This window comes from Streptomyces chromofuscus (genome assembly GCF_015160875.1).
GTDB classification, from domain to species: Bacteria; Actinomycetota; Actinomycetes; order Streptomycetales; family Streptomycetaceae; genus Streptomyces; species Streptomyces chromofuscus.
The window spans coordinates 929,915-943,565 of record NZ_CP063374.1 but is presented as its reverse complement, the minus strand read 5'-3'; the positions used below and the strand labels follow the sequence as shown (position 1 = coordinate 943,565).

The window sequence follows — 13,651 nt, the reverse complement described above, 5'->3', positions numbered from 1 at the left end:
CCGTGGCGTCGGGCTACAGGTCGCCCTCGAACGGCGCGGACTCCAGGATCTGCTTGACCGTGGTCAGGTAGCGAGCCGCATCCGCCCCGTCCACGAGCCGGTGGTCGTACGACAGCGACAGGTGCACCAGGTCCCGGATGCCGATGAGTTCGTCGTCACCGCTGCGCACGACTCCGGGCTTCCTGACCGTGGCGCCCACGCCCAGGATCGCGGCCTGGTTCGGTGGCACGATGACGGTGTCGAACAGGGACCCGCGGGAGCCGGTGTTGGAGATCGTGAAGGTCGCGCCGGACACGTCGTCGGGGGTGAGGTGACCACTGCGCGCCCGGTCGGCCAGGTCGTGGACGGCCCGGGCGATCCCGGCGACGGTCAGGTCGCCGGCCGCCTTGACGACCGGAGTCATCAGACCGCTCTCCGTGTCGACCGCGATGCCGACGTTCTCGGTGTCGAAGTAGGTGATGGTCCCCTCGGCCTCGTTGATCCTGGCGTTGACGGCCGGATGCGCCTTCAGCGCCTGGGCAGCGGCCATGACGAAAAAGGGCATCGGAGACAGCTTCAGGCCCTCGCGGGCCAGGAAAGCGTCCTTCGCCTGCTCTCGCAGCCGCATCAGCCGGGTGACGTCGGCCTCGACCGTGCTGGTCAGTTGCGCCTGCTCCAGCAGAGCCCTCTTCAGGTTGTCGCCGATGGCTTTGCGGATGCGGGTCATCCGGACCGTCCGACCGCGTAGCGCGGACGGTCCCGCCGCCGGGGCAGTCGGAACAGCGGGTGCGGGGGAAACCGGCGCAGTCGGTGTCGGTGTCGGTGTCGGTGCCGCTGCCACGGCCGGGGGCAGTGCCGGTGCCGGCGGCGGGATCGGCGTCGGCGTCGGAGCGGAGGGCGTTGCCGGGACGACCTGCGAAGCCTCGGCCGCCGGTGCGGGGTCGACCGCCGGTGCGGGGTCGACCGTGGGTGCGGGATCGACCGTGGGTGCCGGGTCGGCCGCCGGGGCGGTGTCCGGCGCACCGATGACGCCGAGACTGGCACCGACCTCGACGGTCTCGTCCTCGGCCACGTTGATCACCAGGAGAACGCCGGCCGCGGGGGAGGGGATCTCCGTGTCGACCTTGTCGGTGGAAACCTCCAGCAGTGGCTCGTCGGCCTCGACGCGCTCGCCGACCTGTTTCAGCCAGCGCGTCACGGTGCCCTCGGTGACGGACTCGCCGAGGGCCGGCAGGGTCACGGAAACCGTCATGATGTCGTTCAGCTCCTCACGGCTCGGCAGGGCGCAACGGCCCACCGAACCTGTCGTCCATGGCCTGCGCCATGCGGGGTCGGTCGCGGCACATCGCCGCTCACAGTTCGAGGCCGTAGCGTGCGCGGGCCTCCGCCACGGTCGCCTGAGGGATCTGCCCGGCCCGGGCCAGCCGGTCCAGTGCGGTCACCACGATCGACTCGGCGTCCACCCGGAAGTAGCGGCGCACGTCCTCACGCGTGTCGGACAGCCCGAAACCGTCGGTGCCCAGGGAGTAGTAGTCCTGCTCGATCCACTGGCTGATCTGGTCGGGTACCTGCCGCATCCAGTCGCTGACGGCCAGCACCGGCCCCGGCGCACCGGCCAGGGCCCGGGTGACGAACGGCGTGCGCTCCTCACCGCGCATGCGGGCGTCGTCGGCGCGCATCGCGTCACGGCGCAGTTCCGTCCAGGACGTCACCGACCACACGTCGGCGTGCACGTTCCACTCGGAGGCGAGGAGTTCCTGCGCGCGCAGGGCCCAGTGAATGGCCGTACCGGACGACAGGAGTTGCAGCCGGGGCCCGGCCGCCGCGGGTTCGGCGGGCCGGAACCGGTAGATGCCCCGGACGATGCCCTCCTCGATGCCCGGCACCGGCGGCATGGCCGGCTGGTGCTTGGGCTCGTTGTACACGGTCAGGTAGTAGAAGACGTCCTCGGGCTGCTCGCCGTACATCCGGCGCAGACCGTCCCGGACGATCACCGCGACCTCGAAGGCGAAAGCCGGGTCGTAGCTGATCGCCGCCGGATTGGTGGAGGCCAGCAGATGCGAGTGCCCGTCCCCGTGCTGCAGGCCCTCACCGGTCATGGTCGTGCGCCCGGCGGTGCCGCCGACGACGAAGCCGCGACCCAGTTGGTCGGCGAGTGCCCAGAACTGGTCACCGGTGCGCTGGAAACCGAACATGGAGTAGAAGATGTAGAACGGGATCATCGGCTCGCCGTGCGTGGCGTACGAGGTCGCCGCTGCGGCGAACTCGGCCACGGAACCGGCCTCCGTGATGCCCTCGATGAGCAACTGCCCGGTCGTGCTCTCCTTGTAGTGGAGCAGCTGGTCCGCGTCGACCGGATCGTAGGTCTGGCCCAGCGGCGAGTAGATGCCGGCCGTGGGGAACATCGACTCCATGCCGAAAGTACGGGCCTCGTCTGGGATGATGGGAACCCAGCGTGCTCCGCTCCGTTCGTCGCGCATCAGGTCCCTGACCAGCCGGACGAGCGCCATCGTGGTGGCGACCTCCTGGTGGCCGAAACCCTGCTTCAACGCCTCGAAGGGCTTGGTGGGCGGCTTCGGCAGAGGCTTGGCGATCACGCGCCGGAGAGGGGCGGGACCGCCCAGCGCGGCCCGGCGCTCGCGCAGGTATTGCACTTCGGGAGAGTTCTCCCCCGGGTGCCAGAACGGAACCTCGTCGCCGGCGAGCGCGCTGTCGGGGATGGGAAGCTCCAGCAGGTCGCGCAGGTCGCGGAACTGGCCCATCGTGAGCTTCTTCATCTGGTGGTTGGCGTTGCGGGACTCGAACGCCGAGCCCAGCGTGTGCCCCTTGACCGTCTGGGCGAGGACCACCGTCGGCGCGCCCCGGTGCTCCACCGCGGCCCGGTAGGCGGCGTACACCTTCAACGGCTCGTGTCCGCCCCGCGAGTTCTCGAACAGCTCGACCACCTGCGCATCGCTCAGGGAGGCGGAGACGGCGGACAGGGCGTCGCCGGTGAAGAAGTTCTTGCGTATGTAGGCGGCGTCCCGCGCGGCCAGCGTCTGCATCTGCGCGTCGGGCACCTCGCCCAGGCGCCGCACCAGGGCGCCGGTGGTGTCCTGCTCCAGCAGCGGGTCCCAGGCCTCGCCCCACAGGGTCTTGACCACGTTCCAGCCCGCACCACGGAACCGTGCCTCCAGTTCCTGGACGATGCTCGAGTTGGACCGTACCGGCCCGTCCAGGCGCTGCAGATTGCAGTTGACGACGAACGTCAGGTTGTCCAGGCCCTCGCGGGAGGCCAGCGTCAGGGCGGCCATGGACTCCGGCTCGTCCGTCTCCCCGTCGCCCAGGAACGCCCACACCCGTGAGGCGGAGGTGTCCTTGATGCCGCGAGCCTGCAGGTAGCGGTTGAAGCGGGCCTGGTAGACGGCGCCGAGCGGGCCCAGCCCCATGGAGACCGTCGGGAACTCCCACAGCCACGGCAGCCGCCGGGGATGCGGGTAGGACGGCAGGCCATGACCGCCCGCCTCCCGCCGGAAGGCGGCCAGTTGCTCCCTGCCCAGCCGTCCTTCGAGGAACACCCGGGCGTAGATGCCCGGGGAGGCGTGCCCCTGGAGGAACAACTGGTCGCCCGAGCCGTCACCGTCCTTGCCCCGGAAAAAGTGGTTGAAGCCGATCTCGTACAGCCAGGCGGCCGACGCGTAGGTGGAGATGTGGCCGCCCAGCCCCAGACGCGAACCGCGGGTGACCATCGCCGCGGCGTTCCACCGGTTGAGCGCGGTGATCCTGGACTCCATCGCCAGGTCACCGTCGAACTCCGGCTGCGCGGCGGCCGGAACGGTGTTGATGTGGTCCGAGGACAGCAGCCCGGGCAGGGACGTGCCGGACTGCGCGGCGAACTCGTGCACCCGCCGCATCAGGTACACCGCGCGCTCCGGCCCGGCGTTGCGCACGACGGCGTCCAGGGAGGCCTGCCACTCGGCGGTCTCCTCGCGGTCACGGTCGGGTAGCTGGTCGAGCTCACTGATCACAGGGTTCTCAGTGGGCCGGGACGGTTCACTCATGGCAGCCTTCCTGTCACGGCGTGGGTGTCGGCGACGCCGACCGCGGACACGGTGGCTGTCGCGGGGCGACTGGTGGGGAAGTAACGGCGACGACGTGTCGCCGTCCGGTGGATCAGCGGCTCTTGAGCCACTGGGTGAACGTGTGATGGCCCACATGGGCGTCCGGGCCGGGAAGCAGGGCTCGCTCCTCGAGCACCGCGCCGAAGAACGGCGCCCGAGCGTCGGCGATCACCGGGCCGGGCCGGCCCAGAGCGGTCAGCAGCTCGGCGGTGACCTCGTCGAGCCGGACCTCTTCGGGCCCGGCTGCCTCGAGGACCCCGAACAGCGGCAGGCCCACCGCGACATGGGCGAGCGCCGCGGCGACGTCGTCCGTCGAGACCGGCCGCAGCAACAACGGTGGCACATGCACACCGTCGGGCCGGGTGCCGGCGGTCGCGGTCGCCTCCACCGACTCGTGGAACGGCGTGGCACGCACCAGGGAGTACGGAACGGTGGTGTGCCGCACCAGGTCCTCCTGTGCCGCCTTGGCACCGAAGTAGCCCGAGCCGACCCGGCCGGCGCCCACCACCGACAGTGCCACGTAGTGCTCCACGCCTGCCGCGGTGGCGGCCTCGAGGAGGTGGCCCGTCGCGGTGGTGAAGAACTCCGTGCTGACCTCCTGATCCCGTGAGGGTGCGTCGGTGACGTCCACGACCACGTCGGCGGTGCGCAACGCCTGGTCGAGGCCTCGTCCGGTGCTGACATCGACTCCTTCCCCACGGGATACCGGCACGACCTCCACCCCGTGGTCCCGGAGCCGGGCGACGGTCCTGGAACCGGTCAGACCGGTGGCACCTGCAACGACGACTCTCATCTGGATCTCTTCCGTCGGGTAGCCGATGGCCCGCTGGGTGTCCGTCGACGGACGGTGGCGGACGTGGGCGTGGAACCGTGTACATCACACCTAGACAGGACTGGTCCGGTTCTTGTGACACCGAGCCGGGCGCCCGGTGCCGGTCACGGCCGACTGTCGTGCGGTGTCACAGATCCGGCTGACAGCCGGTCAGGACGGTCGAGCGGTCTTCACGACCGGACATGACCACGTGACGGCGGACGATGTGCCGTCTGGACACGGTGAAACCACGGAAGGTGCGACTCAGTGTCGGAGAACTCACAGCACACCCACCACGGCCACGACGGACACGGTCACGGCGGCGAGGACGGGCCGAGCTGGACCCGAGCGGCGAAGATGCTTCAGGACGCCTCGCCGATCACCGTTCCCGAGGGTGCCTCGGCGATGACCGTCCACGTGCAGTGGGAGCCCGGTGACCCCGGCACCCCGCCGCACCGCCACTCCGGCCCGGCGTTCGGCTACGTCATCAAGGGCGCGGTTCGCTTCGAACTGGAAGGCGAGCCCGAGCGCGTCATCGGGGCAGGCGGCACCTTCTGGGAGCCGGGCGGCGACGTCATCCACTACCAGGACGGCAACGCCCTGTCCGACGAGAGGACCGAGTTCGTCGTCACCATGATGTGCGCCCCCGGCAAGCCCATGCTCGAGCTGGTCGACGAGGAGGAGCTGAAGGAGCGCGCCCACCTGCGCGCTCCGCGGCCCACCGCCTGACCCTCGCGGGGGTCTGGCGCCGTCCGCTGCCCGGTGGCGGCGGACGGCGGTGTGCCGGTGCTACACCGGGCAGAAGCTTCCCCGGGTCCCATCCGGCATCGGCTGGGCAGCACTCCGCTGTCGGTCGCTCCTACTCGACGAAGTACGAGTCGTGCTTGTCGAAGAACGCGGCACGCTCCTCCTCCGAAGCGTGCGCCAGTTTGGACACCTGCTCGAAGTACTCCTCGCGCGGGGCGCCCGGGGTGAACAGGAGCAGCATGTCGGCGGGGGCGTCGGAGTCGTTCCGGAAGGCGTGCAGCCCGCCCTGGGGCACGTGCAGGAAGTCTCCCTTGCGCGCGTCGACCCACTGCACGCCGTCGAACACGCGCACTGTGCCGTCCAGGATGTAGAACGACTCCGAGATCCGCTTGTGGTAATGCGTCTTGGGTCCGCCCGCCCTGGGCCGCATCTCCACCCGGTACAGCCCGAACTCGCCCCGTGTGGTGCCGGTGGTCGCCAGATAGTGGATGGCGTCCTTCCCGGTGCCGCTCTCACCGATGTCCGGCGGTGTGGTGGCGGGTCGGAAGACGGCGCTGACCTCCCCGTCCTCGCCCCAGTACTTCTGCTCCGGGTACGGGTACGACATGACTGCATCCTTTCCTGTGGCCGGCGCGATGTCGTGCGCCGGCGCGGACCACTGGACAGCGGTCCTCTCAACAAGGAGACCGGTGGGCTTCCACCGATGTGACAGCCGGGGGTGGCCGGCCTGGTGTCATTCGACGGCCTGGTGACGGACGAAGCGGGACACCAGCGGCGGCTCCATCAGCCAGCCGTGTGTCCGACCGTGCGGCGGATGGGCAGCCGTGGCGGTCTGCCGCAGCGTGCCGAAGGCGATCGACGCACCGACGGCCAGCAGGCCTGCGCACAGCGGCATGGCCCGGCTGAACGACGCGTCGAAGGCCGCGTCCGACCGGTAGGTGTCCGGTCCCATCCCGACGAGCAGCGGCAGCGCCGCCACGGACACCAGCCCGGCCGCCCGCGCCGCGGCGTTGTTGATGCCGCTGGCCAGCCCGGCGTTCGAGGCATCCACCGAGGACAGCAGGGTCACGGTCAGCGGAGAGACCATGACGACCATGCCGGCACCCAGCACCAGCAGGGCGGGGAGGACGTCCTGCACGTAGGACGCGCCAGGACCGACCCGCAGCATCATCAGCATGCCCGCCGCGCACACCAGCGGGCCGACGGTGAGCGGTGTCCGCGGCCCCAGCCGCTGGGCGAGCGTCCCGGAGTGGGACGAGAACAGCAGCATCAGCACCGTGTTCGGCAGCATGGCCGCACCGGCTGCCAGTGCCGAGTATCCGACGACGATCTGCAGTTGCAGAGCGGTCAGGAAGAAGAACCCGCCCGTGCCCGCGTAGACGCACAGGGTGATCAGATTGACGGCGGTGAACTGCCGGGACGAGAAGATCGCCGGTGGCATCATCGGGTCGCCGCTGCGCCGCTCCGCGCGGAGGAACGCGGCGCCCGCCACGACGCTGCCGACGGCCGCGGCAATGGCCACCGGACCGCCGTCGCGTGCCTCGGTCAGCGCGTAGGTGGCCAGGGCGAGTGCCAGGGCGCCCAGGACGGCGCCGGGTATGTCGAAATCGAGTCGCCGTCGGCCCTCCGCGCCGGCCACGACGACCGCATCCTTCGCAGGCGTGCCCACGGACTCCGGGACGTGGCGCAGCGCGACGGGCACGCACACCAGCGCCGGGAGGACGCTCAGCAGGAAGGTCCAACGCCAGCCGGGGCCGTCCACCAGCCACCCGCCCAGGAACGGTCCGAGGGCGGCGCCGATACCGCCGAAGCCCGACCACAGGCCGATCGCGCGCGGCCGGTCGTCCGGGTGGAACGAGGCCTCGATGATCGCCAGTGAACCGGGGGTGAGCAGGGCACCGCCGACGCCCTGCAGCGCCCGGGCGGCTATCAGCGTGCCGGTGTCCGGAGCCAGGCCGCACAGGAGGGAGGCCACCGCGAACCACACGGTGCCCAGGACGAAGATGCGGCGCCGCCCGAAACGGTCGCCCAGGGACCCGCCCAGCAGGATCAGACCCGCCAGGGTCAGCATGTAGGCGTTCACCGTCCACTGGAGGACGGGGAGGTCGGCGTCGAGGTCGTTTCCGATGTGCGGCAGCGCGACATTGGTGACCGTCGAGCCGAGCAGTACGACGCCGGACCCCAGGACGGTGGCCAGCAGGGTCCACCGTCCACGAGCACTGGCGACGCGGAGGGAGACGGGACCCTCGGGAGTGGGGGAGTGATTCATGGTGTGTCCTGGCGTCGTCCGGTGAGGCGGTCGCGGCGGGTGTTCTCCTGCCGCAGGGCGCGCACGTCGCGTACGGCCGCTGCGAACTTGTGGCCCGGGTCCGCCACCGTGCGGTGGAGTCGGGGGCCGGTGAAGCGACGGGCCGTCGAGGAACCGTCCGAGGCCGGGAAGTTGCCGTCGGCCGTGCCGTCGAGGGTGACGGCGGGAACCGTGATCGGGGGCAACTCGGTGAGACGTGCCTCGAGGTCCGCATACTCCTCGGCGCCCGGCGCGAAACCGAGCCGGTGCCGGTACGGATGGAGCACGACGTCGGTGCAGTCGGGATTGGCGAAGGCCCGCGCGGCCCGCTCCGGATCGTGCTCGTGGAACGGCCACTTGGGGGAGTTCCGCTTCCAGATCACTCGCGCGATCCCCCGAGGGTCCTGGGCCAGACCGGCCCGGTCCCGCTCGGTGAGGAGGTAGTAGAAGCACCAGAAGTACCAGAACCCCGCGTCCAGTTCGGGTGCGAGGGGCTTCGCCGCCGCACCGATGTCCTGGATGAGGTGGCTGTTGACCGAGACCAGGCCGAGAACGCGCTCGGGCCACAGGGCCGCGGCGACGTTGGGGGCGCGCCCGCCCCAGTCGTACCCGGCGAGATGGGCCCGCTCCACGCCCAGGGCGTCCAGGAGGGCGACGACGTCGGCGCCCAGGGCGGCCTGCTGACCCGAGCGCGGAGCCGATCCGGAAAGCAACGTGGTGGGCCCGTGGCCCCGCAGATGGGGGACGACGACCCGGAACCCGCTGTCCGCGAGCAGCGGGGCCACGTCCACGTAGCTGTGGAGGTCGTAGGGGAAGCCGTGCAGGAGCGGCACGGTGTCGTCCTGCGCGGAGCCCGTCTCGTAGTAGGCGACTTCCAGTACGTCGGTGCCGACTCGTCGGAGAGGGGCGAGTACGGGGCGTTCTGACATGACAGTCCTTCGGATTCCGTTGCCCGTGGGGGAAGCCACGGTTCGCCGGGGACGTGAGGTCGCTCGGATGACGGCGGCAGTCGTTCCGCGTGCGACGCGGCCGGGCGGCACCGGTCGACCGGGCGCAAAGAAGCCACGCGGTTGTAGGCGTGCGAGACGTCGATCGGCGAGATCAGCGCGACGAGCTGGTCGCCGTAGTGCTGCGCGGCGTTCGCCCATGTCTCGTCCGGCACGCCGCCCGCACCACCGCTCCGGTCGAGTTCAGGTGCTCAGTGACCTGGCCGGCAAAGGTGTTGCCGAAGCAGTCGATACGCGCGCCCATGATGGAATCCCCTCAGGTGCCAATCGGTTACGGCCCACTGACCGGGAGCCTTCGGCATCTGTGACATCGTCGGTCGTCGACGCCCTCCCGTCGGACCACGCCGTCGTTCTGATCGGCGCCACACAGCGACCGGAAACACCGTGTGACAACGACCTGTGGTCGAGCCCCGCTTTCGAGGCCGCCGTCGGGCACAGCCGATAGCATCGAACGGACAGGCGAGGGCCGTCGGCCCGAATAGGCGCGGTCGTCCTGGGTCCGCAGACACCGGGCACGGCGAGCGCACCATCAGCGAACTCAAGGTGATCACCATGGCAACCGACAGTGGCCTGCACCCGAGCCTCATCGTCCCGATCGGGCACGTGGAGCCCGTTCCCCGCCGCATCCGGGGAATGATCGGCGGACGTGTCGCCTTCGACACCCGCCGCGCGCTGTACGTGTGGGAATGGCAGGCCTACCCACAGTTCAGCATCCCGGTCGAGGACCTGGTGGACGGCGTGCTCCACGACGACAAGCACATGGAGCAACTCGGTGCCGGCCCCGCGCACCGCCACACCCTTCGGGTCGGGCCGGAGGTCCGCCCGGGCGCGGCGTGGGTTTGGGGAGAGGGCGCCCCGGAGCCGCTGCACGACACCGTGCGTTTCGAGTGGGAGGCGCTGGACACGTGGTTCGAGGAGGACGAGCCGGTCTTCGTTCATCCCCGGAGCCCGTACTGCCGCGTGGACGCCCTGCGTTCCAGCAGCAGCGTCCGCGTCGAGTTGGACGGTGTCGTGCTGGCGGAGGCCCTCGATTGCGTGAAGCTGTTCGAGACCGGCCTGCCGACCCGCTACTACCTCGACCGCACGACCATCGACTGGACCCGGCTGCGGCACTCGGACACGGTGACCGAATGCCCGTACAAGGGGACGACGAGCAGCTACTGGTCGTTCGACAGCGACACCGCCTCCCACGAGGACATCGCATGGACGTACGACTTCCCGACCATCCACGCCAACCGCATCGCCGGGCTGACCGCGTTCTACAACGAGCGTGTCGATCTGTACGTCGACGACTTCCTGCTGCCGAGGCCCACCGACCCCACCCAGGGGGCCTCCGACTAGTGCCGCGACAGGCAACGTTCACCCCGTCCCGACGCCCGGCACGCCCTCTCGCCGCACCGGCCGGAAGCCCAAGTACATCCAGTACGAGGGCTTCCGGCCGGCACGTCGAGAGCACGCACCGGACGCCGCTCCTTGCCGGGCAAACGTTGCCTGCCGCGGCACCAGCGACGCCGAATCGGCGGCTCGGGCCGGCGAGGAATGCGCTCGATAAGGCCGTGGGCGGTGAGCGATTTCCGTGCCGTTTTCCCCGGCGCGTCACACATCGACTCCCGGCCCGGTCTCATGAGGTGGAAAGCCTTCCACAACACACCACCTCGCAAGGAGCTTGCCGTGAATGACATCATTCTCGAGCCCGCCGCACAGGAATTCGCGGACGCGACCGCCAAGCCGCCGCTGCTGTACGAACTCGGTGTCGAGGGCGCCCGCAAGCTACTCGACGACGTTCAGTCCGGGCCGGTCGAGAAACTCGACGTGGACGAGAAGTGGATCACTGTCCCCGCCCGGGTCGGCGACGTGAGGGTCCGCATCGTCAAGCCCGTCGGCAGCACCGGTGTCCTGCCCGTGATCCTCTACGTGCACGGCGGTGGCTGGATTCTCGGGAACGCCGGCACCCATGACCGTCTGGTGCGTGAGCTGGCCGTGGGCGCGGAGGCGGCCCTGGTCTTCGTCGAGTACGACCGCTCCCCGGAGGCGAAGTACCCCGTCGCCATCGAGCAGGCGTACGCCACCGCCCAGTGGGTCACCACCAAGGGCGCCGAAGAAGGTCTCGACGGCTCCCGTATGGTCGTCGCCGGTGACTCCGTCGGCGGCAACATGAGCGCCGCCCTCACCCACATGGCCAAGCAGCGCGGCGACGTGACCTTCCTGCACCAGTCGCTGTACTACCCCGTCACCGACGCGGGGCAGGACACCGAGAGCTACCGGACCTTCGCCCATGGACCGCACCTGACCGCGAAGGCCATGGAGTGGTTCTGGAACGCCTACACCGCCGACCCGGCGGAGCGGGACCGGATCACGGCCTCCCCGCTGCGCGCGACCCTGGAAGACCTCCAGGGGCTGCCGCCGGCGTTCGTCGTGGTCGACGAGAACGACGTTCTGCGCGACGAGGGCGAAGCGTACGCCCGCAAGTTGATCCAGGCCGGCGTGCCGACCACGAGCATCCGCTACAACGCCACCCTGCACGACTTCATGATGCTGAACCCGGTTCGCGGAACTCAGGCTTCCACCGCGGCGATCGAGCAGGCCGTCCACGTCCTGCGCAAGGCTCTCGGCACCGACTGACCCCTCGCGCAATTCCGCGAAGAATCCAGGCGTACCGGCAGTGACGCCCGGCGGACGAGAAGCGTGATTCCCGTGGAATTCGGCATTGGAATTCGGATTTCCAGTCCGGCCCGTCCGCCGGTACCGAAGGTCGGAACGCCCCGCGATCCAGCACAGCCGCACGCCCGATGACGCGCGTATCTCACTGGCAAAACGAAAGGCCACTCCCATGAGTGCACAGAAGCCCACCATCGTCCTCGTCCACGGCGCTTTCGCGGACTCCTCCAGCTGGAACGGCGTCGTCGACAAGCTCCAGTCCCACGGCTACCCGGTGGTGGCCGCGAGCAATCCGCTGCGCGGACTGGCTGGAGACAGCGAGTACGTCAGACAACTCGTCGCCTCCATCGAGGGCCCTGTGGTCCTCGCCGGCCACTCCTACGGCGGCGCGGTCATCAGTAACGCCGCCAGGGGACTCGACAACGTCACGGCACTCGTCTTCGTCGCGGCCTTCCTGCCGGACGAAGGCGAAAGCGCGATCACCCTGGCCGGCAAGTTCCCGGGCAGCACCCTCGGGGAGGCGCTCCACCCGGTGCCGATCACCCTGCCCGACGGGAGCCAGGGCGCGGATCTCTACATCGAGAAGAGCAAATTCCACCAGCAGTTCGCCGCGGACGTCCCCGAGGAGACCGCGGCGATCATGGCCGCCACCCAGCGACCCGTGACCGATGCCGCGCTGGCGGAGGGCTCTGCCACCCCGGCGTGGAAGGACGTCCCGTCCTGGGTTCTCGTGGCCACCGACGACCGGAACATCCCGCCGCAGGCCCAGACGTTCATGGCCGAGCGCGCGGAGGCCACGGTGGTGAGCGTGTCCGCTTCCCACGCCGTCAGCGTCTCTCGTCCCGGTGACGTGGCGCGCCTGATCAACGAGGCGGCGCAGGCGACCGGCTGAGCGGCCGGCGCCCAGCGCACCGGACCGTCGGGGAGCGCGTGCCGACGGCCGTTTCCCTTCTGGTGCCTGACCGTGTGACATGCGGTCAGGTGCCACGCATCCATGAAGAGGACCATGCGGCACGCACCGGCGACGAGGACCACGGCACCGACGACCGGGACCCGGCCGCACGCGAGTCCCACGTGGCCGGGCTCATCGGTCCACTCCATGGGTAAACCGACTTCATGGGGTGCACCGACGCGAAGGGCGCGGTGTGCGGAGCACCGGGCCACGGACTCTGGGAGAGCATCATGAACACGAACGAGCAGGCCGCTCGTGGACTGGTCGACATAGAGGCTTATCTGTACCGGGCGGCTCATCTCAGTGCCGCTCGCCGACGCGTGGCTGCCTTCACCGAGCAGACGGACGGGCTGACCCATGCGCAGAAGAGGGATATCGAGCTGTGGTATCTCGAGGAGCAGAAGTACGTGGCCCGCTTGGTGACGAAGCACATCGCCGACAGCATCGGCGCCGTAGAGGCGGCGAACCGCGTTCGGTTCGGGCGATGGCTGCGAGGGACACTGATCGCCATGGCAGTGATCACCGTGTTGACGTTCGTGTGCACGGCAGTCGTCGTGGGATCGGTGACCTGATCCGTCGAGGCGTCATCGGTTGGTGCCGCGCGGGTCGGTAGCAGAGGCTTCCAGCCACGTGCGCGCCGGCCGGGATGCGCGTCCCGAACGGTGTCCCGCCGGTTCGTTCTGCGCGGTCGTCCCGCTCCTCGGCAAGCGCTGCCCAGGTCGGAACGACGAGCGCGGTGAAGCGGATGACGGCGGGCCGGAAGGAACGGGACCGGATCGCGTCTCACAAGGGCGCACGGCGTTCGGGATGCAGGTCGGTGATGCGCCCGACCGCTTTCTGGTCAGCCTGGACCCTGAGTCTGCTCGCCGGGACCGTCGGCGACGAGCCGTTGCTCTGCCTGGTCGACGACGCGCAGTGGCTGGACCGTGTGTCGGCCCAGGCCTTGGAGTTCGTCGCCCGCCGGCTGCTCGCCGAATCGGTTCTGCTCGTCCTGGCCGTCCGCGAGTCCGGGATCCCGCGCAATCTTCGCCGACCTGCCCGAGCTCGCCGTGCGTGGACTGAACGAGCACGACTCCCGCAGACTCCTCGAATCGGTCGTCACCGGTCCGC

The 13,651-nt window shown here is 69.9% G+C and carries 11 protein-coding genes; 5 read left to right on the top strand and 6 right to left on the bottom strand.

Annotated features, from left to right (window positions below; all coding sequences use genetic code 11):
• Positions 1 to 13: 13 nt before the first annotated feature.
• From IPT68_RS04205 to IPT68_RS04195, 3 genes are all read right to left on the bottom strand, one after another.
• Positions 14 to 1,231 (bottom strand): 2-oxo acid dehydrogenase subunit E2, encoded by a 1,218-nt coding sequence (locus tag IPT68_RS04205; protein WP_189697396.1) that lies wholly within the window; start codon positions 1,229 to 1,231, stop codon positions 14 to 16.
• 100 nt (positions 1,232 to 1,331) lie between these two features.
• Positions 1,332 to 4,019, bottom strand: coding sequence for a pyruvate dehydrogenase (acetyl-transferring), homodimeric type (gene aceE, locus IPT68_RS04200; protein WP_189697397.1), 2,688 nt, complete (start codon positions 4,017 to 4,019; stop codon positions 1,332 to 1,334).
• Between the two features lie 112 nt (positions 4,020 to 4,131).
• Entirely contained in the window at positions 4,132 to 4,872 is a 741-nt protein-coding gene (locus tag IPT68_RS04195; RefSeq protein ID WP_189697398.1) for an SDR family oxidoreductase, read from the bottom strand.
• Between the two features lie 285 nt (positions 4,873 to 5,157).
• Between IPT68_RS04195 and IPT68_RS04190 the strand changes: the two genes are divergently transcribed.
• Positions 5,158 to 5,619, top strand: coding sequence for a cupin domain-containing protein (locus tag IPT68_RS04190; protein ID WP_189697399.1), 462 nt, complete (start codon positions 5,158 to 5,160; stop codon positions 5,617 to 5,619).
• 130 nt (positions 5,620 to 5,749) lie between these two features.
• Here IPT68_RS04190 and IPT68_RS04185 read toward each other — a convergent pair whose 3' ends face one another.
• From IPT68_RS04185 to IPT68_RS04175, 3 genes are all read right to left on the bottom strand, one after another.
• Positions 5,750 to 6,244, bottom strand: coding sequence for a cupin domain-containing protein (locus IPT68_RS04185; RefSeq protein WP_189697400.1), 495 nt, complete (start codon positions 6,242 to 6,244; stop codon positions 5,750 to 5,752).
• 126 nt (positions 6,245 to 6,370) lie between these two features.
• A complete protein-coding gene (locus IPT68_RS04180) occupies positions 6,371 to 7,906 on the bottom strand; it encodes an MFS transporter (protein ID WP_189697401.1) in 1,536 nt (511 codons plus the stop codon).
• Positions 7,903 to 8,853: an alpha/beta fold hydrolase gene (locus IPT68_RS04175; protein WP_189697402.1), complete on the bottom strand. Its 951-nt coding sequence runs from the start codon at positions 8,851 to 8,853 to the stop codon at positions 7,903 to 7,905. The genes IPT68_RS04180 and IPT68_RS04175 overlap by 4 nt, the downstream gene beginning before the upstream one ends.
• Before the next feature lie 630 nt (positions 8,854 to 9,483).
• On the opposite strand from IPT68_RS04175, the gene IPT68_RS04170 reads away from it, so the two are divergent.
• The 4 genes from IPT68_RS04170 to IPT68_RS04155 all read left to right on the top strand — a co-directional run bounded on the left by IPT68_RS04170 (position 9,484) and on the right by IPT68_RS04155 (position 13,113).
• Positions 9,484 to 10,272, top strand: a complete 789-nt coding sequence (locus IPT68_RS04170; RefSeq protein WP_189697403.1) for a DUF427 domain-containing protein — start codon at positions 9,484 to 9,486, stop codon at positions 10,270 to 10,272.
• A 330-nt stretch (positions 10,273 to 10,602) separates the two neighbouring features.
• The gene (locus IPT68_RS04165) at positions 10,603 to 11,553 is read left to right on the top strand and encodes an alpha/beta hydrolase (RefSeq protein ID WP_189701234.1); all 951 of its coding nucleotides are present in this window, start codon (positions 10,603 to 10,605) and stop codon (positions 11,551 to 11,553) included.
• 208 nt (positions 11,554 to 11,761) lie between these two features.
• Positions 11,762 to 12,481, top strand: a complete 720-nt coding sequence (locus IPT68_RS04160; protein ID WP_189701233.1) for an alpha/beta fold hydrolase — start codon at positions 11,762 to 11,764, stop codon at positions 12,479 to 12,481.
• 290 nt (positions 12,482 to 12,771) lie between these two features.
• Complete coding sequence (locus IPT68_RS04155; protein ID WP_189701232.1) at positions 12,772 to 13,113, top strand: hypothetical protein; 342 nt, start codon at positions 12,772 to 12,774, stop codon at positions 13,111 to 13,113.
• The last annotated feature ends 538 nt before the right edge of the window (positions 13,114 to 13,651 follow it).

Excerpts from the sequence above, each read along its gene's own strand:
- IPT68_RS04205 (WP_189697396.1), bottom strand. The coding sequence starts at position 1,231 with ATGACGGTTTCCGTGACCCTGCCGGCCCTCGGCGAGTCCGTCACCGAG.
- aceE (WP_189697397.1), bottom strand. The coding sequence starts at position 4,019 with ATGAGTGAACCGTCCCGGCCCACTGAGAACCCTGTGATCAGTGAGCTC.
- IPT68_RS04195 (WP_189697398.1), bottom strand. The coding sequence starts at position 4,872 with ATGAGAGTCGTCGTTGCAGGTGCCACCGGTCTGACCGGTTCCAGGACC.
- IPT68_RS04185 (WP_189697400.1), bottom strand. The coding sequence starts at position 6,244 with ATGTCGTACCCGTACCCGGAGCAGAAGTACTGGGGCGAGGACGGGGAG.
- IPT68_RS04180 (WP_189697401.1), bottom strand. The coding sequence starts at position 7,906 with ATGAATCACTCCCCCACTCCCGAGGGTCCCGTCTCCCTCCGCGTCGCC.
- IPT68_RS04175 (WP_189697402.1), bottom strand. The coding sequence starts at position 8,853 with ATGTCAGAACGCCCCGTACTCGCCCCTCTCCGACGAGTCGGCACCGAC.
- IPT68_RS04170 (WP_189697403.1), top strand. The coding sequence starts at position 9,484 with ATGGCAACCGACAGTGGCCTGCACCCGAGCCTCATCGTCCCGATCGGG.
- IPT68_RS04160 (WP_189701233.1), top strand. The coding sequence starts at position 11,762 with ATGAGTGCACAGAAGCCCACCATCGTCCTCGTCCACGGCGCTTTCGCG.
- IPT68_RS04155 (WP_189701232.1), top strand. The coding sequence starts at position 12,772 with ATGAACACGAACGAGCAGGCCGCTCGTGGACTGGTCGACATAGAGGCT.